This window comes from Frigoribacterium sp. AC512, from assembly GCF_979258295.1.
Genome location: NZ_OZ409850.1, coordinates 3,075,478 through 3,098,504 on the forward strand (window position 1 = coordinate 3,075,478; position 23,027 = coordinate 3,098,504).

The following is a 23,027-nucleotide window of genomic DNA, read 5'->3' on the forward strand; positions in this document are numbered from 1 at the left end:
CGGGTCGTGCCCACCCGACCCAGCTCCGTCACGATCGCCGCCGCCGTCTGCGTCGTCGTGGTCGCCGGCTCCGCGGCGGGCATCGCCGCCTTCGGCGCCTCCCACTCGTCCGAGGGCGCGACGGCCTCCCCCGGCCGCGACGGTCGGACGACCGTCACCGTGCGGCTCTGGGACGAGGGCGTCGCCTCCGGCTACGAGAAGTCGTTCGCGACCTTCGAGCGCGACAACCCGACGATCGACGTCGACGTCGAGGTGGTGCCCTACGCCGACTACGCCGCCGACCTCGAGTCGGACGTCGACGACGGCAGCGCCCCGGACGTCTACTGGCTGAACAGCGCCGCCTACGCCGACCAGGCCGAGGCGGGCGATCTGCTCGACGTCGACCGGGTGCTCGGCGCCTCGGCGCACCGCGCCTGGAGCCCCGAGGTCACCGAGCAGTACACGCTCGACGGCCGGCTCTGGGGCGTGCCCCAGCTCAGCGACGGGGGCGTCGCGCTCTACTACAACGCCGACCTGCTCGCCGCGGCGGGCGTCGACCCCGCGGCGCTCGACGAGCTGACCTGGGCGCCCGGCGGCGGCGAGGGCGACACCCTGCTGCCGGTGCTCGAGCAGCTGACCCGCGACGCCCAGGGCCGCAGCGCCGCCGATCCCGCGTTCGACGGCACGCCGGTGCAGTACGGCTACAACGCCGGCGAGGACCTGCAGGCGATCTGGCTCGACTACCTCGGGTCGAACGGGGCGAGCCTCGAGGACGCGACGGGCACCTCCTTCGAGCTGGACACGCCGGAGGCGCAGGCCGCGTTCCGGTACGTGGTCGACCTGGTGCAGGAGCACCGGGTCGCTCCCCCGGCGTCGCTCACCAACGCCGACCCGGACTACAGCCGCGACCAGTTCACGTCCGGCCACATGGCGCTGTTCCAGTCGGGGCTGTACAGCCTGGCGCCGGTCGCGGCCGGGTCCGACTTCACCTGGGGGGTCGCGCGCATGCCCGCCGGTCCCGAGGGGCGCGTCAGCGTGTCGAACGGCATCGTCGCGGCCGGCAACGCCCACACGCCCCACCTCGGCGCCACGGCGCGGGTGCTCGCCTGGCTCGGCTCGACCGACGGCTCCCGCTACATCGGCGCCGACGGGGCGGCCGTGCCCGCGGTGCTCGGCGCCCAGGCCGCCTACTACGAGCACTGGTCGGACCAGGGCGTCGACGTGGCGCCGTTCTTCGACGTCGTCGCGTCGGGGCGCTCGATCCCGGCCCCGACCGGCATCTGGGGCGACGCCGAGCCGGTCGTCGACCCGGTGCTCGACGAGATGTTCCTCGGCACGACGACGGTCGAGGAGGCGCTGGCCAGGGCCCAGGAGCTGGCGACGGCCACGCTCGAGGACGACCCCGGCGAGGGCGGGCGCGGGACGCCTCGCTGATCGGGTGCCGCGCTGGCCGCGCGCCGGGCTGGCTCGGCATCGTGCGGGGCTGGCCGGGTGCCGGGCTGGCTCGGCATTGTGCGGGGCGGGGCGACCGGCTACGCTGGGAAGGTTGCGTCTGCCCCCGGGCGGGCGCGACGTCATGAACACCCTCCTGCTGCAGAACGTCTGTAGCCGCGAAGTCCGAAGGAGGTGGGTTAGTCATGCACCAGTACGAACTGATGGTCATCCTGGACCCCGAGATCGATGAGCGCACCGTCGCCCCGAGCTTGGACAAGTTCCTCAACGTCATCCGCAACGACGGCGGCACGATCGACAACATCGACATCTGGGGTCGTCGTCGTCTCGCCTACGAGATCAAGAAGAAGACCGAGGGCATCTACGCCGTCGTCAACATGACCTCGAACTCGGCCGCCACGGTCGAGCTCGACCGTCAGCTGGGTCTCTCCGAGGCCGTGCTCCGCACCAAGGTGCTGCGCGCCGAGGAGGCCATCGCGATGGTCGCCGAGGCCAAGAAGCTCTCGGACGAGAAGGCTGCCCGCAAGGCCGCCAAGGCTCCCGCCGCTGCTCCGGCCGCCGCTGCTGCACCGGCCTCCGCCGGTGCCGCGACGCCTGCCGGCTCCGCGACGCCCGCCGCGCCCGCCGCACCGAAGGCTGCCGAGTAGCCGATGGCAGGCGAGACCGTCATCACAGTGGTGGGCAACCTCACCAGTGACCCCGAGCTGCGCTACACGCAGAACGGGCTCGCGGTCGCGAACTTCACCATCGCGTCGACCCCCCGCACGTTGGACCGCGCGTCCAACGAGTGGAAGGACGGCGAGGCGCTCTTCCTCCGTGCCAGCGTCTGGCGCGAGTTCGCCGAGCACGTGGCGTCGTCGCTGACGAAGGGCTCGCGCGTCATCGTGCAGGGCCGTCTGAAGCAGCGCAGCTACGAGACGAAAGAGGGCGAGAAGCGCACCAGCTTCGAGCTCGACGTCGACGAGATCGGCCCCTCGCTCCGCTACGCGACCGCTCAGGTCACGCGTGCGGCCTCGTCCCGTGAGGGCGGCGGCGGTGGTGGCTCCTTCGGGGGCAACCGCGGCGGCGGCCAGCAGGGCCAGGTCGGCGGCGGCCAGCAGTCCGAGCCGTGGGGCCAGTCCGCACCGGCTCAGGGCGGCGGCCAGCAGGGCGGCGGTTCCCAGGGCGGCGACGTCTGGAACACCCCCGGCGGCAGCGGCACCTACAACGACGAGACGCCTTTCTAGGCCTCGTCGCACCTCACTTCTTCTTCATCTGGACTCGAAAGCAGAAAAACAATGGCTGGAAAGAGCAGCGGCGACCGCCGCAAGCCCCTCCGCGGCAAGGGCGGCAAGAACGCCGCTCCCGCGAAGGCGATCCGCGTCGGCGTCATCGACTACAAGGACGTCGCGACCCTCCGCAAGTTCATCTCGGAGCGTGGAAAGATCCGCGCCCGTCGCATCACCGGCGTCTCCGTCCAGGAGCAGCGCCTCATCGCCCGTGCCGTGAAGAACGCCCGCGAGATGGCGCTCCTCCCCTACGCCGGCTCCGGCCGCTGATCAGCGGCGAACGGAAGAGAGAGCAACCATGTCCAAAGTGATCCTCACGCACGAGGTCTCCGGCCTCGGCTCGGCCGGTGACGTCGTCGACGTCAAGAACGGCTATGCCCGCAACTACCTCGTCCCCCAGGGCTTCGCCGTGGCGTGGTCGCGTGGTGGCGAGAAGCAGGTCGAGCAGATCCGCACCGCCCGCGAGACCCGCGAGCTCAAGACCATCGAGGAGGCGCACGACCTCAAGGCCCGCCTCGAGGCCCAGAAGATCCGCCTCACGGTCAAGACCGGTGCCGACGGCCGCCTGTTCGGCTCCGTCCGTCCCGGCGACGTCGCGGACGCGGTCAACGCCCAGGGCGTCGCGACCATCGACAAGCGCAAGGTCGAGATCCCGACCGCGATCAAGCTCGTGGGCGACCACGAGGCGACCCTGCGCCTGCGCGAGGACGTCGTCGCCACGATCACCCTCACGGTGGTCAGCGCGAAGTAGTCCCGCGCTGCGTCAGCAGCCAGCACCACCGCAGCACAACAGAGCGGCGGCCCCCTCGGGGGTCGCCGCTCTTCTGCGTGCGCGGGGCGCGGGTCAGCCGGCCCCCGGGGTGTGCTCGACGGCCTGCCCTACTCCGGGCGCGGGACGTCGTGCTCCGTTCCGGACAGGATGCGCCCGCGTGCCGCGCCATCTTGTCCGGAACGCGGCATGGAGGGCACGAGGTGAGCCGACAGGGCCCGCAGGAGGCGGGGAACGGCCCCCGAACAGGGGGTTACGTCAAGCTGAACGCGGGCTGCGCTCGTACCGGGTGCCGCGCCTCCTTGTCAACTTCTCTGTGCACAGCCAGAAGTCAAATCGGGACTCTCAACCCACGGTTCAAGGAACTTTCTACACACAGGCTGCGGGAAAATAAACCCCAGGTCAGGGGTGCCTAGTCGGTGTGAAGTATCTCTTTGTCCACAGGATGATCCACAGTTGTCAACAAGCACCCCCGGCGTTTCTCACCGGTTCTCCCCAAAGTTATCCACAGGTGCATTTGCTGTGGAGAACTAGGTGTCCATAAGGTGTACCGCGCTCGCCAGACGGGGGTCGCGGGGGCTCGGCACAGGGATGTCGGTCGCTCGCTGTAGAACCGTCCTGGACGACGTCCGTCGCCGTCCGGCACGCACCCGAACACCTTGCAGGAGGTCCCATGTCGATCGCTCACCTCGGTCTCGCGAGCGGCACCTCCGGCGACAACGACCGGCAGCAGCGCAGCGACCGCGGCGGCATGGGCACGGGCATGGACAGGGTGCCCCCGCACGACCTGCTGGCCGAGCAGAGCACCATCGGCGGCATGCTGCTGAGCAAGGACGCGGTGGCCGACGTCATCGAGACCGTCCGCGGCATGGACTTCTACGTGCCGAAGCACGAGGTCATCTACGACGCGATCCTCGGCCTGTACTCGCACGGCGAGCCCACCGACGTCATCACGGTCAGCGACGAGCTGATGAAGTCGGGCGACCTGTCGAGGGCAGGAGGTGCCGAGTACCTCCACACGCTCACCGGCGTCGTGCCCACGGCCGCCAACGCGGGCTACTACGCGTCGATCGTCGCCGAGAAGGCGGTGCTGCGGCGCCTGGTCGAGGCCGGCACCCGCATCGTGCAGATGGGCTACGCGAGCGAGGGCGAGGTCGTCGACCTCGTCAACAACGCGCAGGCCGAGGTCTACAACGTCGCCGGGGGAGTCCAGACCGAGGACTACGTGCCCCTGAACGAGGCCGTGACGGTGGCGATCGACGAGATCGAGGCGGCCAAGGGCCGTGACGGGCAGATGACCGGAGTGCCGACCGGCTTCGCGCAGCTCGACGCGCTGACGAACGGGTTCCACCCCGGTCAGCTGATCATCGTGGCCGCGCGACCCGCGCTCGGCAAGTCGACGCTCGCGCTCGACCTCGCGCGGGCGGCGTCGATCAAGCACGGCCAGGCGTCGGTCTTCTTCTCGCTCGAGATGGGGCGCAGCGAGATCGCGATGCGCCTGATGTCGGCCGAGTCGAGCGTGCCGCTGCAGAACATGCGCAAGGGCACCGTCGACGCCCGCGACTGGACGAACATCGCGCAGGTGCGCGGTCGCATCAACGATGCGCCCTTGTTCATCGACGACTCGCCCAACATGACGCTCGTCGAGATCCGGGCGAAGTGCCGTCGGCTGAAGCAGCAGCACAACCTCAAGCTCGTGGTGATCGACTACCTGCAGCTGATGACCTCGGGCAAGCGCGTCGAGAGCCGTCAGCAGGAGGTCTCGGAGTTCTCGCGTGCGCTGAAGCTGATGGCGAAAGAACTGCAGGTGCCCGTGATCGCGCTGTCGCAGCTGAACCGTGGCCCCGAGCAGCGTGCCGACAAGAAGCCCGCCATCAGCGACCTGCGTGAGTCCGGCTCGCTCGAGCAGGACGCCGACATGGTCATCCTGCTGCACCGCGAGTCTGCCTACGAGAAGGACAACCCGCGCCAGGGCGAGGCCGACTTCATCGTCGCCAAGCACCGCAACGGCCCGACGGACACGATCACCGTGGCGTTCCACGGCATGTTCTCGCGGTTCGTGGACATGCCCAGCTAGTCACGGCGCCGTCAGTCGAGGGCCACGCGGGCGTGCAGCCCCAGCCGGTCGAGGAACCTCTCGTCGTGGCTGACGACCACGAGGCTTCCGCGCCAGGCCGTGAGCACGTCGACGAGGTGGTCGGTCGTCGTCATGTCGAGGTCGTTCGTCGGCTCGTCGAGCACGAGCAGCTGGGGGACCGGGTCGGCGAGCACCAGGCCCGCGAGGGCCACGCGGAATCGTTCTCCTCCAGAGAGGGTGGCCGTCGTCCGGTCGACGACGGAGCCACGGACGAGGAGACGCGCGAGGGCGTTGCGCAGCTCACGGTCGGGCACGGCGGGGGCCGCGCGGGCGACGTGCTCGAGGACGGTGTCGTCGTCGGCGAGCAGCCCGTCGCGACGTTGGGGCAGCCAGGCGACCCGTTCGGTGAACGACGTCGCCCCCGTGTCGACCAGGGGGTGCGGCCGCGCGCCGGGGGCGCCGACGAGCTGCTCGAGCAGCGTCGTCTTGCCCGTGCCGTTCGCGCCGACGACCGCGATCCGTTCCGGCCCCTGCAGCACGGTGGTCCTGCCCCGCACGGTCAGCTCCGCGAGGCGTCGTCCCGCCGGGATCGCCGGATCGGGGAGGTCGACCCGGACGGCGTCGTCGTCCCTCACCGCTCGTGAGGCGACGTCGACCTGGTCCCTGGCCCGCGCCTCCGCGTCCCCGTGTCCCGAGCGCAGCCGGCCCGCGGTCGCCTCCGCCTTGTTCCTCCTCGCGTGGGCGATGATCGCGGGCATCGACTCCGCCGAGCGTCGCCCGGCGCGCGCCCGCCGGGCGATCGTCGTCTCGGCCTCGATGCGCTGTCGCCGCTCGGCGCGCAGCAGCTGGTCGGCGTCGCGCAGGTCGCGTTCGGCCGCCGACCGCTCGACGGCCAGGCGCTGCTCGAAGTCGGACCAGGTCCCGCCCGAGGTGCGGATCGAGCCGTCGCGCAGCTCGGCGATCTCGTCCACGTGCTCGAGCAGCTCGCGGTCGTGGCTCACGACGACGAGGGTGCCACGCCAGTGATCGACGAGGTCGAGCAGCAGCCCGCGCGACCGCAGGTCGAGGTCGTTCGTCGGCTCGTCGAGCACGGCGACGGGTCGGTCGCGCAGCCGCACGCCGGTGACGGCGGTGAGGACGGCCTGGCCGCCCGACAGGGTCGCGACCGGACGGAGCAGGTCAGACGTGTCGAGGTCGAGCCCGACCTCGCTGAGGGCGGCGACGGCCCGGGCTTCCAGATCCCAGTCGTCGCCGAGGGCGTCGAAGTGCCGCGGATCGGGATCTCCGCCGAGGATCGCGTGCAGGGCGTCGAGCCGCGGACGGATGCCGAGCAGGTCGGCGACGGTGTCGTCCGGTCCGCGACGGAGGCGCTGCGGCAGCAGGTCGACCGGGCCGGTCGTCGAGACCCTCCCGCCGGTGGGGGCGAGATCGCCCGTGACGAGGCGGACGAGCGTCGACTTGCCGGCGCCGTTGGACCCGACGAGGCCGGTGCGGCCCCGCCCGAAGGCCGTCGTGACGCGGTCGAGGACGACGGCGCCGTCGGGCCAGGCGAACGAGCAGTCGGTGAGGACGACGGACGGTGAGGGCATGGTGGTGCTGAGGGTGGAGGGCACGGTGCTCCCGGGGGTGGTGTCGGCGCACGACACCACCGCGCTCCCGGCCGGAGGCGGGGGAGCGTCGGCCTCGCCCGGGTCAGCGGGCGGGCACGGGCGGAGTCAGTGCGAGGGCAGCTGCTGCGTCGTGGACGCAGTACCGGTGCTGGTGCGCAATGGGCCGTCTTCCGTGCGGGGAGCCCCCGTGTCCGCGAGCCGTCCGGTCGGCCGGTGAGGTGGCCGCACCGACGTCGCGGCTCGCGACGAGGTACGCGCCGATGCTAGGCGCAGGCTGCGGAGCGGCGCAAGGGCGTGACGGGGTGCCGTGCACGGCGCCCGGCACCCGGCACCCGCGGCGAGTCCTACGGCGCAGCCGACTCGACCGTCAGCCCGCGGATGACCGCCGTCACGGTGACGACCTGTGTCCGCACGCCGTCGGGGTCGACCGCCGCCTGGCCGACCGCGCCCACGTGGGCGGCGACCACGGCCTTCGCCAGGAGGGCCGGCTCGACGACGGGCTCGCGTCCGTGGACGGCGGCGAGGGCGACGAAGCGAGCGCCCAGCTCGGCCGCGACGGCGCCGTCGTCGATCCTCATCAGGTCGGCGAAGACGGGGTCGGCCGCCGCCCGCGCGAGCAGCACCGACCGCAACGAGAACCACTCCCTGCTGTCGGGGAGCGAGTCCAGGAGGTGGCCCACCGCCTCCTCGAGGGATCCCTGCCGCCCCTCACCTGACGTCTGCGCCTCGAGGGCCGCCCCCAGGCGGTGCCAGACCCGGCCCGCCTGCTCCTCGTGCAGCGCGAGGTAGAGCTGGTCGACGCTGGTGAAGTTCGAGTAGAAGGCCCCGCGGGTGAAGCCCGCCCGCGCGCAGAGGGCCTCGACGCTCTGGCCGATCGTGCCGCTCGCCTCGAACAGGTCCGCCGCGGCCGCCAGGAGGCGACGCCGCGTGTCGGTCCGCCGGCGCACCGAGGGGGTTTCTCCGTCGTTCACGGGACGAGCCTATGCGCCCTGGCTAGCACCTCCTCCAGTTTTGATGCAGTTCGTATCGAGTACGGTTCGTATCGAGTACGGACCGCATCGAAGGGATCAGGGTGACGAAGAGGACGCAGGACGGAACACGCAGCAGATCACACGGCAGGAGGTGGTGGCTGCCGACCGCAGCCGTGGCGCTGGTCGGCGCGGTGGTCGCCTGGCTGAACCAGGCTCCGTGGTGGGGGTGGCTGCTCGTGGCCGCGACCGTCGCGGCGGCCGCTCTCCTCTCGCGGACGTGGCGACGTCGTCGGTGGTTCGTCCGCGGCGCGGCGTGGGTCGCGGTGGCCGCCCTCACCGGCGGCGTGGCCCTGGCGGCGGGCCCGATCGTCGGCACGCGGACCCTGGACGGGCCCCACACGGACCCGGTGACGACCGCCCAGGGCGACGTGGTCGGGGTGCACGACACGAGCGCCAGGGTGGACGCCTTCGCGGGCATCCCCTACGCCGCCCCGCCCGTCGGCGACCTGAGGTGGGAGGCGCCGCAGCCGGCCCCCGCACGATCCGAGACCCTCGTCGCCGACGACTTCGGCACCTCCGTGGTCCAGGCCGAGCCCAGCGTCGTCACCCGGGCCGCGACCCGCGTGCTCGACCTGCCGCTCGAGCAGACCCTGCTGGGCGGGTACACGACCGACGAGGACAGCCTGCGGCTGAACGTCTGGAGACCGTCGGAGGCGCCTCCTGCGCCCCTGCCCGTGCTCGTCTACCTGCACGGTGGCGCGTTCGTCGCCGGCTCGGGTGCGCTGCCTGCCTACGACGGGACGGCCCTCGCCTCCACCGGCCGAGCCGTGGTCGTCACGATCAACTACCGGCTCGGCGTGTTCGGGTTCTTGGACAGCACAGCCTTGGCCGGCGACGCCCTCGGCGGCGAGACCCCGGGCAACCAGGGCCTGCTCGACCAGCTGGCCGCCCTGCAGTGGGTGCACGACAACATCGGCGAGTTCGGCGGGGACCCGGGGCAGGTCACCGTCGCGGGGGAGTCGGCGGGCTCGGGATCCGCGTGCATCCTGGGCGTCTCGCCCCTGGCCACGGGCCTCGTGCACGGACTCATCGGCGAGAGCGGGGGGTGCTTGGGCAGCGCGGGCGACCGCGACGGGGGCGACCTCTACGACGACGCCGAGCACGCGCGCGAGGCCGCTCGCGGCCTGAGCGACGCACTTGGCGGCGCGACCCTCGCGGAGATGCGCGAGATGCCGGCCGAGCGCATCGCCGAGGCCGCGGCGGCCGCGGACCTCACGACGCACTGGTGGCCGGTCGTGGGCGACGCCGTGCTGCCCGACACCCCGTCTGCCCTCTACGAGGCGGGGCTGCAGAACGACGTCCCCCTGCTGCTCGGCAGCAACGCCGACGAGACGTCCCTCGACCTGGTCGGCGGGGTCGACTCGGACCCGGCGACGTGGGCCCGGGAGGCCCGCGACGAGTACGGGGACGACGCCGACGAGTTCCTCGCGCTGTACCCGGGAGGCGACGAGGAGGAGGTGGTCGAGTCACGGATCCGGTCCGGCACCGACCAGTCCATGACCGCCCCGATGCGGAAGTGGGGCCTGACGGCCGCCCGGTCGGGGGAGTCGCCGGTCTATCCGTACTGGTTCACGCGCGTCCCCCCGGACCCGGACCTCGAGCGCTTCGGCGCGTACCACGGGTCCGAGGTGATGTACGCGTACGGCAACCTCGGCGCCGACGGCGACATCGACTACACGACCGTCGACCGCCGGCTCGAGTCGGAGATGACAGGGTACTGGCTCGACTTCGTCACCCGCGGCGATCCGAACGGAGCCGACCGTGAACGATGGCCGACCCTGCAGGAGGCGCCCGACAGCGTCCTCGAGCTCGGTGACGTCACCTCCGTCACGTCGCGCCCGTCGGCGGAGGCGGTCGACTTCTGGCTGCGCCGGGAGGGCTGAGGCTGCGGGGCTGGCGCTGCGGGGCTGGCGCCGCAGGGCTGACGCCGCAGGGCCGCCGCCGGTGTCGGCGACGGCCCTGCGGGTCAACGGGTCAACGGGTCAGCGGGGGAGCGGAGCTCAGCCCCGGGCGACCTCGAGCGCGACCGAGGGCAGGAGCTCCGTGCCCTTCGAGATCGAAGAGGCGTCGTTCCCGGCGCCGCCGAACTCGATGCCGACGCGGTCGCCGCCGTCGTCCGGAGCGACGGCCACCTCGGTGACCCCGGCCGCCTCCAGGCGCTCCACGACCTCGGCGGCGAACGCCGGTGCCTCGGGGTTGCTGCGGTCCAGCTCCCACGGCGGTGCCGGCTCGAGCGGTGCGCAGAACGCCTCGGCCTGCTCGCCGACCGCGGTCTCGGCCGCCGTCGCGGGCCGCGTCAGCGACGACGAGTCCGCGGTCTCCGTGATCGCGGTCGCGCTGCCCTTCGCCGAGACCGTGCGATCGGCGATGCACCTGAGGTACAGGTCGTTCGCCGGGTCGGCCGCGGCCAGGTAGGCGAGCGACTCCCGGGCCGGGGTGCCGTACTCCTGGATCGCCGCGGCGTCGAGCGCCTTCGTGACCTCGTTCGCCGCCGTGCCGGTCGACGTCGTCGACGAGACCTGAGCCTGGGCGCCCGTGCTCGCCGCGCTGGTGGCGGGAGCCTCGGCAGCCTGGGCGGACATCGAGAGACCCGCGACGGCGGCGCCTCCGAGGACGAGTGCGCCGCCGACGACGGCGCTGATCTTGGTGAGGGACATGTCGGTCCTTTCGGTTGGGGAGATCTCAGCGTCGACCAGGAGTGTGAAGGACCTGTGCGCTCGCCGTGCCGGTTCGGTGAGAAGAGCCGTAGCAGGACGATCGCCGGGCTCACGGCCCCGTAGCGTGGCTCACGTGGCGCGGATAGTGGTGGCAGAGGACGACGAGCTCCAGGGGGAGCTGCTCCGGCGCTACCTCGAACGCGAGGGGCACGAGGTCGAGGTGGTCTCCGACGGCGTCCGCGCGCTCGAGAGCGTGGGGGACGGCCGCGCCTCCTTGTTGGTGCTCGACGTGATGCTCCCGGGCCTCGACGGCCTGCAGGTCAGCACCCGCCTCCGTGAGGAGGGGTCGGAGCTGCCGATCCTGATGGTCACCGCCCGCGTGGCGGAGAACGACCTGCTGCTCGGCCTCGACCACGGCGCGGACGACTACCTCACGAAGCCGTACAGCCCGCGCGAGCTCCTCGCCCGGGTCCGGGCGCTGCTGCGGCGGAGCGCGCCCCAGCGCGTGGACGGCGTGCTCCGCGCCGGGGACGTCTCCCTCGACCCGGCGCGGCGCGAGACGCGGACCTCCGGCCGGCTCGTGGACCTCACGCGTGCCGAGTTCGACCTGCTGAGGGCGCTGATGTCGGCAGCGGGGAGCGTGCTGAGCCGAGGGCAGCTGCTGGTCGCCCTGCACGGTGACGGCCGCTTCATCACGGAGCGGACCATCGACGCCCACGTGAAGAACCTCAGGGCGAAGCTCGAGCTCGACTCGGAGGCGCCCTGCGGCATCGAGACCGTCTACGGCGTCGGGTACCGCTTCTCCTCGACCGGGGAGACGGGGCCTCGTGCGTCGTAGCCTGCTCGTCCGCTTCCTCGCGATCGGCATCGTCATCGTGACCCTCTCGATCGCGGGCACGACGTGGATCGTCTCGACGGCGGTCACCCGCCGGGACGCCGTCCAGATCGACCGGGACGCCCGCACCGACCAGGACATCGTGGCGGCGGTGCGGAGCTGGGCAGGCCGGGAGCAGAGCTGGGCCGACGTCGCGACGGAGCTCGACCGGCTCGGCGACCGGTTCGATCGGCGCCTCGTCCTCCTCGACGTCGACGGCCGGACCATCGGCGACACCGACGCGTCGCGGCCCGTGCCCCAGCTGCCCGGCACGCCGGTCGACCCGCTCTCGGAGACCTTCGCGGACACGCTGAGCCCGATCAGCACGACGGTCGCGGGCGCGATGGTGCTCGACGAGTCGCAGGCACGGTCGTCCCGTGCAGCGGCGGAGGCGGTCGCCGCCTGCGCAGGGCTGCCGTCGTCGTCGGTCTCGCTCTGGCCGAACGGCCGGGCGGTCGTCTCGGGTGCGTTCCCGCCCGGCTGCGAGACCGAGGCCTACACGGCACCGCACGGCCCCGAGCAGGCGGCCCTCGGCCTGCTCACCGCGCAGACGAACGAGTGCCTGGCCGTCCAGTCCATCACTTCCGTCAGCGCGGTCCAGCTCGACCTCGTGTCGCCCGGTGCCGCCGAGGGGATCTCGCTCCGCGTCGTCGGAGGCGACGAGGCGGTCCCCCTGGAGACGCTGCAGCGGACGAGGAGCTGCGTCACGAGGGCCTGGACGACGATCAACGAGGACCTCGTCCCGCCCCGCGCCTACCTGGTCACCTCGCCGGTCGACGGCGCCCGGCCGGCTCTGGACTCATTGACGACCGACTCCCTCGCCCGGATCGCGGCGGTCGTCATCGGCCTCGTCGCGCTCAGCGGCGCCCTCGTGCTCGTCGCGAGCGGCCAGGCGGTCCGTCGCATCCGTCGCCTGCAGCTCGTCACCGAACGGCTCACGGCAGGGCAGCACGCCGCTCGCGCACCGGAGTCGGGGCAGGACGAGATCTCGAGGCTCGGGAGCGCGGTGAACGAGCTCGCGGACGGTCTCGAGCAGGCGCGGCAGCAACGAGACCAGCTGACGGCCGACATCGCCCACGACCTCAGGACCCCGCTGACGAACATCCGCGGCTGGGCCGAGGCCTGGGACGACGGGGTGGTCTCCGACAAGGACGAGGTCGTCAGGGTGATCGGCCGCGAGGCCCAGCACCTCGAGCGTCTCATCGACGACCTGCGGACGGTCGCGTCGTCCGACGCAGGGGAGCTGAGGCTGCAGCCGCAGGAGGTCGACCTCGCGGCGTTGCTGGAGGAGTCCGTCGACGCGCGGCGGCTGCAGGGGCCGGTGGTCGAGTACCGAGGACCCCTCCGCGTGGTCGTCGTCGCGGATCCCGTGCTCATGCGCCAGGTCGTGGGCAACCTGCTCGACAACGCCCTCGTGCACGGTCGCCCCCGCACGGTGGTCGTCAGCCTCCTGCCCGGGGACGGCTCGGTCCAGGTCGACGTCGAGGACGACGGGGTCGGCATCCGCGAAGAGGACCTCGGGTCGGTGTTCGACCGCCTCTGGCGAGCGGACCGGTCACGCCGGCGCGACGGGCCCGGGCACGGCCTCGGCCTGACCATCACCCGACGCGTCGTCGAGCTGCACGGCGGGACGATCGACGTCGCGAACGTGCGGCCGCACGGGGCCCGGTTCACGTTCCGCATCCCGTCGAGTCCGTCGAGTGTCGGGTGGCGAGCGGCGCCTCCTCACTTCCTGACGTCTGGCATCCTCGGTCCATGAGCGATGCGAGAGACCTGCCGAGTGCTCGCCCCGTCGAGGTCCGTGAAGTCGTCGAGCCGTCGTCACCGTGGCTGCCCTTCAGGGAGGTCGTGACCAACCTGCTGCTGGTCTTCGTCGGCGGCGCCCTGTTCTGGTTCGTCGCCGATCGGCTCGAGGAGCCGATGTGGGTCGCCTTCGTCGTCCTCGCGGGCGTCTGGATCGCGGGCACGGTGCTCGCCCGCCTCCTTCGACGACGGCGTCCTGCCGGGGCGGTCGACACAGACGAGTGACCCGCCGCTGACCGTCGTCGAGCGGGGAAGGCGCGAGCACGGCACGGGACGGGACGGCGAAGGCGCGAGGAACACCGGAAAGGGACGACGTGCCCGGGGGCCCGAGGGCATGTCGTCCCGGTCGAGGCATCTCACCGAGAGGAGCGGACGTGACCAGGACGACTTGGGCGGAGGTGCCCACCACGGTGCGCCGTGCACTCGAGGAGGCGCTGGGCGACCAGGTCGAGGAGGCGGCGAGCCAGCCGGGAGGGTTCTCGTCCGGCAGTGCCGATCGGTTGGTGCTCCGCAGCGGACGGCGAGTCTTCGCGAAGTCGGTGAGTCGATCGCGCAACGCCGGCACCCACGAGCTGCATCGGCGGGAGGCGATGGTCGTCCGGGGTCTGCCCGCGTCGGTGTCGGCACCCCGAGTGGTCGCGACGGTCGAGCAGGACGGCTGGGTCGTCGTGGCGTTCGAGGACGTCGACGGCCGGCACCCCGGGCCGGAGGACACGACGCTCGTGCTCGACGCGCTGGCCGGCCTGCCCCGCATCACCGAGGCGTCGCTACTGCCGCGTCTCTCGAACGAGCTCACGCCCGACTCCACGAGCTGGGAGCGCCTGAGCGAGGCCGGGGTGACGGGAGAGCTCGGACCCTGGACCACTGCGCACCTCGACCAGCTGCGCGACGCCTCTGCGCAGCTCCCGGGCGCAGCGGCGGGGGAGCACCTGGTGCACCTCGACTGCCGTGCCGACAACTTCCTCCTCGACGCCAGCTCGCGCGTGTGGCTGGTCGACTGGCCGTGGGCCTCGGTCGGGGCGCCGTGGTTCGACTCGGTGACCTACCTGCTCGACGTGCTCGTGCGCGACCCGCGCAGCGACGTGGAGGGGCACCTCCTGCACGACTCCCTGCGGGAGGTGCCGCCGGAGGCGGTCGACGCGGTCCTCGCCGGCCTCGCCGGTTCGTGGACGGATGCGCTGCAGACGCCCGCACCGGCGGACATGCCGACCCTCCGGGAGTTCCAACGGCGAGAGGCCGCGGCCGCCCTGGGCTGGCTGAGGCGGCGCTGGGCCTGAGGCCCGCCCGGGCGCACGGAAAAACCCCATCCCGCTCACGAAGCGGGATGGGGTTCCACCGGGATGCCGGCCCTACGAGGTACGGCGCAGCACCGGCGCGGTCGACACCGTGCGGGAGAGAGTTACTCGGTGGCGACGGTGATCTTCGCGACGCCGACGAGCATCTCGTCCTGGACGGCGTCGGTGTTGAAGGTCTGGTTCAGCAGGCCGGCGGCGTCGGGGCTGATGTGCACGGTGGTGCCCTCGAGGACGGCGTTGGTGCCCTCCATCTGGAGGGGCTTGAGCGAGCCGCCGTAGAGGTTGAAGAGGTAGGCGTCTTCTGCTGCGACGGTGCCGTTGGCGGTGACGGTGCCGTAGAGCTTGCTCTCGCCCGGGTCGATGCGGAAGTCGGTGAGCTCGACGACGGTGCCGTCGGCGGCGGTCAGCGACAGGCCGGAGCCGTCGTGGTCGATCTCGCCCTGGACGTAGGGGCGCACGTCGGAGGAGGGGTCGTAGTAGTCGACGTTGCCGCCGGTGATGGGGAAGGAGAAGGTGCCGGTGGTGGCGTCGAAGCCGGCGGTGCCGACGACTCCGGGGGTGAGGCCGAGGCTGGTGAGTGCCTCGACGAAGGACGCGTCGACGGCGACCTGGGTGTCGACGCCCTTGCTGAGGTCGGGGAGCGACGCGACGGGCTCGGTGCTGGCGGCCGACGAGGACGACGACGGGGCAGCGGAGGACGACGAGCCGGAGCCGGCGTCGGTCGAGGAGCAGGCGGCGAGGCTGAAGATGAGGGCGCCGGAGGCGACGATGCCGAAGGCGGACTTGGTGATGGTCTTGCGCGAGATGTTCATGGGTTTCTCCTTGTCTGTGGTTCCCGGTGGGGAGTTGACAGGGGTTCGCCACCCTCGCTGGATGGGATTGGTGCGTTACCTGACCGTTACCTCAGCAGTCCGTCGGCTCAGGTCAGGGGTCGAGCAGGACTCGCATGGCCTCCGTGAGCACGCGGTTGCCGGCACGGAGCGCGACGACCTCCGCCTCGAGGGCCGCGATCTCGTCAGTGTGCGGCACCGGAGCGCGGGCAGCGACGGGGGTCGGGGCAGGAGGTGCGGGCTGGGTCTTGACGTCCGGTCCGGCTTCGCGGTCCGCCTCCGCCTCCGCGTCCGCGTCCGCGTCCGGCTCCGGCTCCGGCTCCGCCTCCGACTGGTGTTCTCCGTCAGGCTCGACGTCCGCGTCCGGCATGACCTCGGGGGCCGGCACCGGTGCCGGCTCGATCCGCGTCGTCACGACCTGCGAGAACTTGGGACGGGGCTTCCGGGCCGACTTCTCGGGCTCGGGTGCCGCCTCCTCGACCCAGGCGCGCAGCGTCTGCTGCGGGATGCCGAACTCGTCGGCGACCACCGTGAGCACGTTGCGGTCGCCCGGCTTCGTGGCCCTGCGCTCGAGGACCCGCGCGGTCGCCGCCTCGCGGGTGTCGTCGTCGTACCACTCGTCGTAGGGCATGCGCCGATTCTAGGGACGGCTGCGCGGCCACAGACCGCACGGCCGCGGACTCGTCACGGTCGAGTCGTCACCGAGGGAGCGGGAACGACTCCACCCATGTGGTGAACGAGTCGAGGTCGTCGCCCGCGAGCACGACCTGGGGCGCGGCCTCGACGGGGCTCACCACGAAGGCGAGCGAGCGGTCGGGGAGGTGGGCGGTGACGTCGCCCACGACCGACGACCGCGCGGCCGCCCGGGGCCACGCGAGGTAGACGGGCCACTCGGCGCCGACCGACTCGACGATGCCCTGCCGGTCCGCCACGAGGTCCGTGAGCTCGTCGTGCCTCACGAGCACACGGGCGACCCCGTCGGAGAGGGCGACCGCCGGCAGGGCTCGTTGCTGTCGGGGGCCCTCGCGAAGGGTGGCCGCCTCGGCCGTCAGCCCCGCTCCCGACCACGGAGCGACCGCGTCGAGGGTCGCCTCGAGGGCTGCCGCGGCCGCGGCGTCGGCCTCGGCACGCGCCTGTCGCCTGCGCTCGAACACCGCGCCCTACGCCGCGATGTCGAAGACGACGACCCGGGCGGCCGAGTCGCGCAGGAAGCCCGCGACCGGCAGGTGCTCGGGGTGCGGGAGGTACGCGTCGAGGGCGGCCCGGTCGCGGAAGCGGACCACGAGCATCCAGTCGAAGCCTCCCTCGAGGCCCTCGCCGCTGACGGTGGGGCCGCTCGACACGGACAGCACGCCGTCGATGGTGGTCAGGTGCTCGTCCGACAGCTCCGTCGACCTGGCCGTCGCGTCGACCCCGTCGTTCCACTCCGCCAGCACCACGTGCAGCACCTCTGTCGTCTCGGCCATGTCGCGTTCCTCTCGTCGCCGACCGGCTCCCGGTCGCTCGTCCCAGCCTGGACCCCGAGGAGGCGCGGCGCCGGGGGCGCCGACGGCCCGGGCAGGCAGAGTGCCCGGGCGCACAGAGAGAGGAGCGACGCATCATGGTCGGACGCGGCTGGCCGGGGGGCGAGTCCCGGGCCGCGCGAAGCTGGGAGCCAGCCGGAGGTGCGTGACGGCAGGGGAGCGGGACACGACTTGATGGGGAGTCCTGCACCGCGCCTCCCCCGGGGAGGTGCCCGTCGAGCAGGGCCGAGACCAGGAGGAGCCCCGTGGCCGAGAAGGACACCACCGACACCGCCGCAGCCGAGACGCGCACCGACGACGGCCGCACCGGAGCGCGCCTGCGCGACCAGCTGAGCAGCCGGGCCGACCAGCTGAGCAGCCGCGCGATCGAGCCGATCGTGCGTGCCGTGCGCGGCGAGATCGGCAAGGCGAAGGCCGAGGTCGCCGACCGTGCCCGAAGTGCGCGCACCGGACTCGTCCTCGTGGGGGTGGGCGCCGTGCTGGCCGTCGTCACCGTCGGGCTGCTCGCGGCCGTCGTGGTCGCGGCCCTCGCCGTGGCGCTGCCGCTCTGGGCCGCGACCCTCATCGCCTTCGCCGTGTTCGCGATCGCCGCGGCGGTCGTCGTCAAGGTCGGCGTCTCGGCGCTGGGACGCGGCGTCCCGCCCGTCCCGAGGGACACGATCGCCGGGCTCACGTCGCGCGGCGACGAGTCCCCGACCGGCCGCGACTGACCAGCCGGCAGCTCACCACCACTGCGACTCGACCGGAACCACGAACCCCACGACACGACGCCCGCACGGCGGGCAGACCAGGAGACACCCCATGAGCGAGTCCTTCAGCGACAAGGCCAAGCGCGTCGCCAGCCGCGCCCTCGACGAGGCCGAGCGCCGGTACGCGGCCCCCGGCGACCGGGACGGCAGCAGCTCCGCCGGGCGAGACGGCGACGGGCACAGCGACACCGGTGGGCTGAGCAGCACCGACCGGCTGCTGCAGAAGGCGAAGGAGGCGGCCTCCGAGGTGCTGGACCGCGCCCAGGACCGAGGCGAGCGGTTCGCCGACAAGGCCGGCCGGGCGACCTCGGACGTCGTCGACCGCACCGTCGGATCGCTCGACACGGACGACGAGGGCACGGGGGTCGCGGCGTTCGTGCGTCGGAACGCACGGCGTCGACCCGTCGTCACGGTCGTGGCGGCCGTGCTCGTCGGGGTCGCCGTCGGGAAGACGCTCAGCCGGTAGCCGGGCGCCCCGCGGATGCACACTGGTTCGTCACAGGACTTCCCAAGCGGCCGCAAATCAGTGACACTTACTCAGAACCTTTCTCGATGCGACGGCGCACCCCTGCGCAGACGCCGTGATGGGGGGATCACCGTTCTGCCGCCCCTCACCCGGCGCGGCTCACTCTGAGAAAAAGGATCACCAGTGAAGCAGTCCCGCATCTTCTCCGTGGCCGTGGCGTCCGCCGCGGTCCTCGGTTCCGTCGTCGCCGTCTCCGGCACGGCGAACGCCGCATTCGACCCCGACACGGCTGACCGCGTCACCACCAACGCGCAGCTCGGCCAGGAAGTGCCCGGCACGCCCTACCCCGCCACCGGCTGGTTCCAGGGCGCCGTCACGGCCCCCGCCGGCACGGTCACCTTCGACGGCGCCGGCCTCAACTCGGCCGGCGGCAACGTCCAGCTGCTCAACGCCTACGACGCGCCGGCCAGCACCCTGACCGACCTCGTGCTCGACGCCGACTTCGCGTCGCTCGGGGACGCGACCTTCCAGGTCCCGATCTTCGCCAACGCCACGGGCACCGGCACCCAGTTCACGACGCTGCGTCCGGTCGCGACCGGCGACGCCGGCTTCACCGCCACGAGCCAGTGGGTCACCTCGCAGGCCCTCGGCACCTACGCCGCCGGCGCCGTCGCGACGCTCGCCGAGTTCCAGGCCCAGATCGCCCAGATCGACGCGGGCGGCGACCAGGCCGCCGCGGCGACCATCCTCGCCTACGGCTTCATCACGCCCGACCCCCTGACCTCGTCGGTCCAGGCCGTCGCGTTCGGTGACGAGAGCACGTGGTTCATCCCCGCGCCCTCCGGCACCTACGTGCCCGCCACGCTCACCGTCTCGCAGGTCAGCACGACCGGCATCGCGGTCGAGGGCGCCGGCTTCTTCCCGGGCGAGACCCTGTCCGTGCTGTTCTCGAACGAGAACGCCCAGAGCTCGGGTGACCAGGACATCGTCCTGACCGCCGACGCCCAGGGTCGCATCGCGGCGAACATCGTCATCCCCGCCGACCAGCTCCAGGGCCCCGGCACGTACATCATCAACCTGATCGGCGACGACTCGGGCATCGCGCTCGAGGGCATCGTCACGGTCACCGCCGACGCCGCGGTGGCACCCGTGCCCGCCGGCCCGGTCGCCCCGGTCGCCGTGCCCGTGCGCGCGAACGCCGCGTTCACCGGCTAGTCAGCACCGCAGCACCTGCACCACCCGGAGGGCCGTCCGACGAGAGATCGTCGGGCGGCCCTCCGTCGTTCGCGCCGCCGCCAGCAGGCGAAACGCGTCGATGCAACACGGTGTGGTCCGCATATGCCGACAACGCCGTTCGCGAGAACTGGATTTCCCGGTGTTGCAGCCCACGTTCTCGCCCGACCGTCGGCATTTGCGGGACGCGCCCGCGCCTCCTGCGGTCGGAATTCCCGCCGCCGGATCTGAGCCCGCAAAAGCCGACCTGAGCGCCTGCAATGACGGGATATTGAAGTGGTGCGGGCTGCGAGGGGGCCTGAAGGTCGGCATTTGCGGAGATGCGAGGGTGCGCAGCGGCGACCGCAGGAGGTGCGCGAGCTCCGGGCGGGACGGACCCGCGCCTCCTACGGAGTCGCCTCGGACGGGGACTCGCGGCGCACGGGCCCCTCGCCCACGACGTGGTGCCGTCCGAGCGGCAGCATCATCGGCGCGCCCGTCGTCGGGTCGTCGACCACCCGGCTGTCGAGGCCGAAGACGGCCCGGACGCAGTCCTCGGTGAGCACCTCGTGCGGCGTGCCCGCGGCGTGCACCCGCCCGTCGGCCAGGGCGACGAGGTGGTCGGCGTAGCGCGCGGCCAGGTTGAGGTCGTGCAGCACCATCACGACCGTGGTGCCGCGGCTGCGGTTGAGGTCGGTGAGCAGGTCGAGCACCTCGACCTGGTGGCTCACGTCGAGGAAGGTCGTCGGCTCGTCGAGCAGCAGCACGTCGGTCTGCTGCGCCAGCGCCATCGCGATCCAGACGCGCTGGCGCTGCCCGCCCGACAGCTCGTCGACCGAGCGGTCGGCGAGGCCGGTGGTCTCGGTCGCCTCGAGCGCCTCCGCGACGGCGAGGTCGTCGGCGGAGCTCCAGCGCGAGAGCAGGCCCTGGTGCGGGTGCCGCCCCCGGCCGACCAGGTCGGCGACCGTGATGCCCTCGGGCGCGACGGGCGACTGGGGGAGCAGGCCGAGCGTCCGGGCGAGCTGGCGCGCGGGCGTCCGGTGCACCTCGGCACCGTCGAGCACGACCTGCCCGGCACGCGGCTTGAGCAGGCGCGACATCGAGCGCAGCAGCGTCGACTTGCCGCAGGCGTTCGCGCCGACGATCGCGGTGATGCGGCCCGGCGGCACCACGAGGTCGAGGTCGTCGACGACGACGCGGTCGCCGTAGCCGAGGGTGAGTCGTCGGGCGACGAGCGAGTGGTCGGTGGTCACAACGAGCCTCCGGCACGGTTGGTGCGGACGATGAGCCAGATCAGGTAAGGGGCACCGAGCACACCGGTGACGACCCCGACGGGGAACCTCGTGCCGAGCGCGAACTGCCCCACGACGTCGGCGACGAGCACGAGCAGCGCCCCGACGAGCGCCGACGGCACGAGCAGCGAGCCGTGCGGACCGACGATGCGCGCCGCGATCGGGCCGGACAGGAAGGCTACGAACGCGATCGGCCCGCAGGCCGCGGTCGCGAACGAGATGAGGCCCACGGCCGCGAGGACGACGACGAGCCGCGTGCGGTCGACCCGCACCCCGAGGGCCGAGGCCGTGTCGTCGCCGAGCTGCGTGACCGAGAGATCGCGCGACCGCGAGAGCAGCACGGGCGTCAGCACGACGAGCGCGACCAGCACCGGGACGACCTGCGGCCAGCTCGTGCCGTTGAGGCTCCCTGTCAACCAGCGCAGCGCCTCCTGCAGGTCCCACTGCGCCGCGCCCGACAGCACGTACGCCGTCAGGCTGTCGAGCATCGCCGCGACGCCGATCCCGACGAGCACGAGGCGCGTCCCCGCGACGCCGCCTTTCTTCGACAGGAGGTACACGAGCACGGCGACGGCGAGCCCTGCAGCGATCGCGAAGGCCGAGACTTGCGCGTCGTCGAGCGACAGGGTCACGATCGCGAACGCGGCGGCCGCGCTGGCGCCCGAGCTGATGCCGATGATGTCCGGGCTCGCTAGCGGGTTGCGCAGCATCGTCTGGAACGTCACGCCGCCCAGGCCGAAGCAGAGGCCGGCGGCGATCGCGAGCACAGCCCGCGGCAGGCGCAGGCGGCCGACGGTGAAGGAGGCGCCCGGCACGTCCTGCCCGAGAACGACGCCGAGCACGTCGCCGGGCCCGTAGAAGGTGCGCCCGACCATGAGGGTGAGCACGAAGACGGCCAGCACGGCGGCGGCCAGCAGGCCGATCACCACGCGGCGACGGCGGCCGCGTCGGACACGGCCGCGGGCGACGTCGGAGGCGACGCTCGCGATGCGGGCGGCACGGTCGTCGCGGGTGTCGCCCGCGTCGAGGGCGGCACCGGCAGCCGTCGAGGAGGCGCCCCTCGCGGAGCGCAGGTCGGCGCCGCTCACAGCGCCCTCAGCTTCGCGCGGCGGACGATCCAGATGAAGAAGGGGGCGCCGATCAGCGCCGTGACGATCCCCACGTCGATCTCGGCGGGCCGGGCGACGACCCGCCCCACGACGTCGGCGGCGGTGAGCAGCACCGCGCCGCCGACCGCCGAGAACGGCAGCAGCCAGCGGTGGTCGACGCCGGTCAGCAGCCGGCAGGCGTGCGGCACGACGAGGCCGACGAAGCCGATCGGGCCCGTGACGGCGGTCGCCGCCCCGCAGAGCACGACGGCGCCGAGGGCCGACAGCCCGCGGACGACCGCGACGCGCTCGCCGAGGCCGGCCGCGAGCTCGTCGCCGAGTGCCAGCGAGTTCAGCGCCTTGGCCGAGAGCAGGCAGACGACGAGCCCGGCGGCGAGGAACGGCAGCACCTGGCCGAGGCTCGAGAACGTGCCGCCGCCCACGCCGCCGATCTGCCACGAGCGGATGCTCGCCGAGATGTCGCCGCGGGGCAGCGCGACGGCGGTGATGAACGAGGCGAGCGCGGCCGAGGTCGCGGCCCCGGCCAGGGCCAGCTTGAGGGGGGTGGCGCCTCCTCGTCCCAGGGATCCCACCGTGTAGACGAACAGGGCCGTGGCGGCGGCGCCGACGATCGCGACCCAGACGATGCTGGTCGCGGCGCTCAGGCCGAAGAACGCGAGGCCGGTGACGACCGCGAGGGAGGCGCCGGTCGTGACCCCGAGGATCCCCGGGTCGGCCAGCGGGTTGCGCGTCACCCCCTGCATCACGGCCCCGGCGACGGCGAGGGCCGCCCCCGCCACGACGGCGAGCAGGGTGCGGGGGATCCGCTTCGCGACGGAGGCGCGATCGAAGCCGTCGGTCGCGCCTCCCAGCGCGGCGAGGACGTCGTCGACCGACACCGACCGCGAGCCGATCGTCAGCGACAGGACCATGACGACGACGAGCACGCCCAGCAGCGCGAGCAGCCAGGCGGCACGGAGACGCCTCGGACGGCGCACGGCGGCGACGTCCGAGGCTGCCCCGGAGGTGGTGGTGACGGTCACGTGGGTGCT

At 72.7% G+C, this 23,027-nt stretch carries 23 protein-coding genes and 1 pseudogene; 14 read left to right on the top strand and 10 right to left on the bottom strand.

From position 1 onward, the window contains the following. Window positions 1-6 precede the first annotated feature (6 nt). From ACZZ97_RS14155 to dnaB, 6 genes and pseudogenes are all read left to right on the top strand, one after another. The gene (locus tag ACZZ97_RS14155) at window positions 7-1,413 is read left to right on the top strand and encodes an ABC transporter substrate-binding protein (RefSeq protein WP_463473555.1); all 1,407 of its coding nucleotides are present in this window, start codon (window positions 7-9) and stop codon (window positions 1,411-1,413) included. A gap of 203 nt (window positions 1,414-1,616) precedes the next feature. After that, a pseudogene (rpsF, locus tag ACZZ97_RS14160) lies at window positions 1,617-1,979 on the top strand (30S ribosomal protein S6); the annotation flags it as partial. Window positions 1,980-2,081: 102 nt separating this feature from the next. Then, window positions 2,082-2,657 carry a single-stranded DNA-binding protein gene (locus ACZZ97_RS14165; protein WP_463473556.1) on the top strand — a complete coding sequence of 192 codons (576 nt, stop codon included), beginning with the start codon at window positions 2,082-2,084 and terminating at the stop codon, window positions 2,655-2,657. 51 nt (window positions 2,658-2,708) lie between these two features. Then, window positions 2,709-2,969 carry a 30S ribosomal protein S18 gene (gene rpsR, locus ACZZ97_RS14170; protein WP_055964231.1) on the top strand — a complete coding sequence of 87 codons (261 nt, stop codon included), beginning with the start codon at window positions 2,709-2,711 and terminating at the stop codon, window positions 2,967-2,969. 28 nt (window positions 2,970-2,997) lie between these two features. Continuing rightward, entirely contained in the window at window positions 2,998-3,450 is a 453-nt protein-coding gene (gene rplI, locus ACZZ97_RS14175) for a 50S ribosomal protein L9 (RefSeq protein WP_123547383.1), read from the top strand. 691 nt (window positions 3,451-4,141) lie between these two features. Beyond that, window positions 4,142-5,545, top strand: coding sequence for a replicative DNA helicase (gene dnaB / locus ACZZ97_RS14180; RefSeq protein ID WP_314100672.1), 1,404 nt, complete (start codon window positions 4,142-4,144; stop codon window positions 5,543-5,545). Window positions 5,546-5,556: 11 nt separating this feature from the next. Here the strand turns inward: dnaB and ACZZ97_RS14185 are convergent, their stop codons facing one another. Next, complete coding sequence (locus tag ACZZ97_RS14185) at window positions 5,557-7,134, bottom strand: ATP-binding cassette domain-containing protein (RefSeq protein ID WP_463473557.1); 1,578 nt, start codon at window positions 7,132-7,134, stop codon at window positions 5,557-5,559. 365 nt (window positions 7,135-7,499) lie between these two features. After that, complete coding sequence (locus ACZZ97_RS14190) at window positions 7,500-8,126, bottom strand: TetR/AcrR family transcriptional regulator (RefSeq protein WP_463473558.1); 627 nt, start codon at window positions 8,124-8,126, stop codon at window positions 7,500-7,502. A gap of 101 nt (window positions 8,127-8,227) precedes the next feature. Here ACZZ97_RS14190 and ACZZ97_RS14195 point away from each other — a divergent pair, with 101 nt between their 5' ends. Beyond that, a complete protein-coding gene (locus ACZZ97_RS14195) occupies window positions 8,228-10,069 on the top strand; it encodes a carboxylesterase/lipase family protein (protein ID WP_463473559.1) in 1,842 nt (613 codons plus the stop codon). Between the two features lie 117 nt (window positions 10,070-10,186). On the opposite strand, the gene ACZZ97_RS14200 is transcribed toward ACZZ97_RS14195, so the two are convergent. Next, window positions 10,187-10,843, bottom strand: a complete 657-nt coding sequence (locus ACZZ97_RS14200; protein WP_463473560.1) for a hypothetical protein — start codon at window positions 10,841-10,843, stop codon at window positions 10,187-10,189. Between the two features lie 133 nt (window positions 10,844-10,976). On the opposite strand from ACZZ97_RS14200, the gene ACZZ97_RS14205 reads away from it, so the two are divergent. The 4 genes from ACZZ97_RS14205 to ACZZ97_RS14220 all read left to right on the top strand — a co-directional run bounded on the left by ACZZ97_RS14205 (window position 10,977) and on the right by ACZZ97_RS14220 (window position 14,797). Then, complete coding sequence (locus ACZZ97_RS14205) at window positions 10,977-11,681, top strand: response regulator transcription factor (RefSeq protein ID WP_463473561.1); 705 nt, start codon at window positions 10,977-10,979, stop codon at window positions 11,679-11,681. Next, window positions 11,671-13,476, top strand: coding sequence for a sensor histidine kinase (locus ACZZ97_RS14210; RefSeq protein WP_463473562.1), 1,806 nt, complete (start codon window positions 11,671-11,673; stop codon window positions 13,474-13,476). Before ACZZ97_RS14205 ends, ACZZ97_RS14210 begins: the two co-directional genes overlap by 11 nt. Further along, entirely contained in the window at window positions 13,473-13,745 is a 273-nt protein-coding gene (locus tag ACZZ97_RS14215) for a hypothetical protein (protein ID WP_314100679.1), read from the top strand. The genes ACZZ97_RS14210 and ACZZ97_RS14215 overlap by 4 nt, the downstream gene beginning before the upstream one ends. Window positions 13,746-13,894: 149 nt before the next feature. Then, window positions 13,895-14,797: a phosphotransferase gene (locus tag ACZZ97_RS14220; protein WP_463473563.1), complete on the top strand. Its 903-nt coding sequence runs from the start codon at window positions 13,895-13,897 to the stop codon at window positions 14,795-14,797. A gap of 122 nt (window positions 14,798-14,919) precedes the next feature. Here the strand turns inward: ACZZ97_RS14220 and ACZZ97_RS14225 are convergent, their stop codons facing one another. From ACZZ97_RS14225 to ACZZ97_RS14240, 4 genes are all read right to left on the bottom strand, one after another. Beyond that, window positions 14,920-15,627, bottom strand: a complete 708-nt coding sequence (locus ACZZ97_RS14225; protein ID WP_463473564.1) for a hypothetical protein — start codon at window positions 15,625-15,627, stop codon at window positions 14,920-14,922. 112 nt (window positions 15,628-15,739) lie between these two features. After that, window positions 15,740-16,276, bottom strand: a complete 537-nt coding sequence (locus ACZZ97_RS14230; RefSeq protein WP_463473565.1) for a hypothetical protein — start codon at window positions 16,274-16,276, stop codon at window positions 15,740-15,742. 67 nt (window positions 16,277-16,343) lie between these two features. Further along, on the bottom strand, window positions 16,344-16,799 hold the full coding sequence (locus tag ACZZ97_RS14235) for a hypothetical protein (RefSeq protein WP_463473566.1): 456 nt from the start codon (window positions 16,797-16,799) through the stop codon (window positions 16,344-16,346). Window positions 16,800-16,805: 6 nt separating this feature from the next. Continuing rightward, window positions 16,806-17,111 carry a Dabb family protein gene (locus ACZZ97_RS14240; protein ID WP_463473567.1) on the bottom strand — a complete coding sequence of 102 codons (306 nt, stop codon included), beginning with the start codon at window positions 17,109-17,111 and terminating at the stop codon, window positions 16,806-16,808. Window positions 17,112-17,413: 302 nt separating this feature from the next. On the opposite strand from ACZZ97_RS14240, the gene ACZZ97_RS14245 reads away from it, so the two are divergent. The 3 genes from ACZZ97_RS14245 to ACZZ97_RS14255 all read left to right on the top strand — a co-directional run bounded on the left by ACZZ97_RS14245 (window position 17,414) and on the right by ACZZ97_RS14255 (window position 19,598). Continuing rightward, window positions 17,414-17,878: a phage holin family protein gene (locus tag ACZZ97_RS14245; RefSeq protein ID WP_463473568.1), complete on the top strand. Its 465-nt coding sequence runs from the start codon at window positions 17,414-17,416 to the stop codon at window positions 17,876-17,878. 91 nt (window positions 17,879-17,969) lie between these two features. Then, window positions 17,970-18,383 carry a hypothetical protein gene (locus ACZZ97_RS14250; protein WP_463473569.1) on the top strand — a complete coding sequence of 138 codons (414 nt, stop codon included), beginning with the start codon at window positions 17,970-17,972 and terminating at the stop codon, window positions 18,381-18,383. Window positions 18,384-18,566: 183 nt separating this feature from the next. Then, a complete protein-coding gene (locus ACZZ97_RS14255) occupies window positions 18,567-19,598 on the top strand; it encodes a hypothetical protein (protein WP_463473570.1) in 1,032 nt (343 codons plus the stop codon). Between the two features lie 404 nt (window positions 19,599-20,002). Here ACZZ97_RS14255 and ACZZ97_RS14260 read toward each other — a convergent pair whose 3' ends face one another. From ACZZ97_RS14260 to ACZZ97_RS14270, 3 genes are all read right to left on the bottom strand, one after another. Next, window positions 20,003-20,848: an ABC transporter ATP-binding protein gene (locus ACZZ97_RS14260; protein ID WP_314102636.1), complete on the bottom strand. Its 846-nt coding sequence runs from the start codon at window positions 20,846-20,848 to the stop codon at window positions 20,003-20,005. Then, complete coding sequence (locus ACZZ97_RS14265; RefSeq protein WP_463473809.1) at window positions 20,845-21,876, bottom strand: FecCD family ABC transporter permease; 1,032 nt, start codon at window positions 21,874-21,876, stop codon at window positions 20,845-20,847. Before ACZZ97_RS14265 ends, ACZZ97_RS14260 begins: the two co-directional genes overlap by 4 nt. Window positions 21,877-21,971: 95 nt before the next feature. Beyond that, window positions 21,972-23,018 (bottom strand): FecCD family ABC transporter permease, encoded by a 1,047-nt coding sequence (locus tag ACZZ97_RS14270; protein WP_463473571.1) that lies wholly within the window; start codon window positions 23,016-23,018, stop codon window positions 21,972-21,974. Between the last annotated feature and the right edge of the window lie 9 nt (window positions 23,019-23,027).

What these genes read in the sequence shown, in the direction of transcription:
- ACZZ97_RS14230 (WP_463473565.1), bottom strand. Translation starts at nt 16,276, where the DNA reads ATGCCCTACGACGAGTGGTACGACGACGACACCCGCGAGGCGGCGACC.
- ACZZ97_RS14215 (WP_314100679.1), top strand. Translation starts at nt 13,473, where the DNA reads ATGAGCGATGCGAGAGACCTGCCGAGTGCTCGCCCCGTCGAGGTCCGT.
- ACZZ97_RS14165 (WP_463473556.1), top strand. Translation starts at nt 2,082, where the DNA reads ATGGCAGGCGAGACCGTCATCACAGTGGTGGGCAACCTCACCAGTGAC.
- dnaB (WP_314100672.1), top strand. Translation starts at nt 4,142, where the DNA reads ATGTCGATCGCTCACCTCGGTCTCGCGAGCGGCACCTCCGGCGACAAC.
- ACZZ97_RS14185 (WP_463473557.1), bottom strand. Translation starts at nt 7,134, where the DNA reads ATGCCCTCACCGTCCGTCGTCCTCACCGACTGCTCGTTCGCCTGGCCC.
- rpsR (WP_055964231.1), top strand. Translation starts at nt 2,709, where the DNA reads ATGGCTGGAAAGAGCAGCGGCGACCGCCGCAAGCCCCTCCGCGGCAAG.
- ACZZ97_RS14240 (WP_463473567.1), bottom strand. Translation starts at nt 17,111, where the DNA reads ATGGCCGAGACGACAGAGGTGCTGCACGTGGTGCTGGCGGAGTGGAAC.
- ACZZ97_RS14250 (WP_463473569.1), top strand. Translation starts at nt 17,970, where the DNA reads ATGAGCGAGTCCTTCAGCGACAAGGCCAAGCGCGTCGCCAGCCGCGCC.
- rplI (WP_123547383.1), top strand. Translation starts at nt 2,998, where the DNA reads ATGTCCAAAGTGATCCTCACGCACGAGGTCTCCGGCCTCGGCTCGGCC.
- ACZZ97_RS14225 (WP_463473564.1), bottom strand. Translation starts at nt 15,627, where the DNA reads ATGAACATCTCGCGCAAGACCATCACCAAGTCCGCCTTCGGCATCGTC.
- ACZZ97_RS14200 (WP_463473560.1), bottom strand. Translation starts at nt 10,843, where the DNA reads ATGTCCCTCACCAAGATCAGCGCCGTCGTCGGCGGCGCACTCGTCCTC.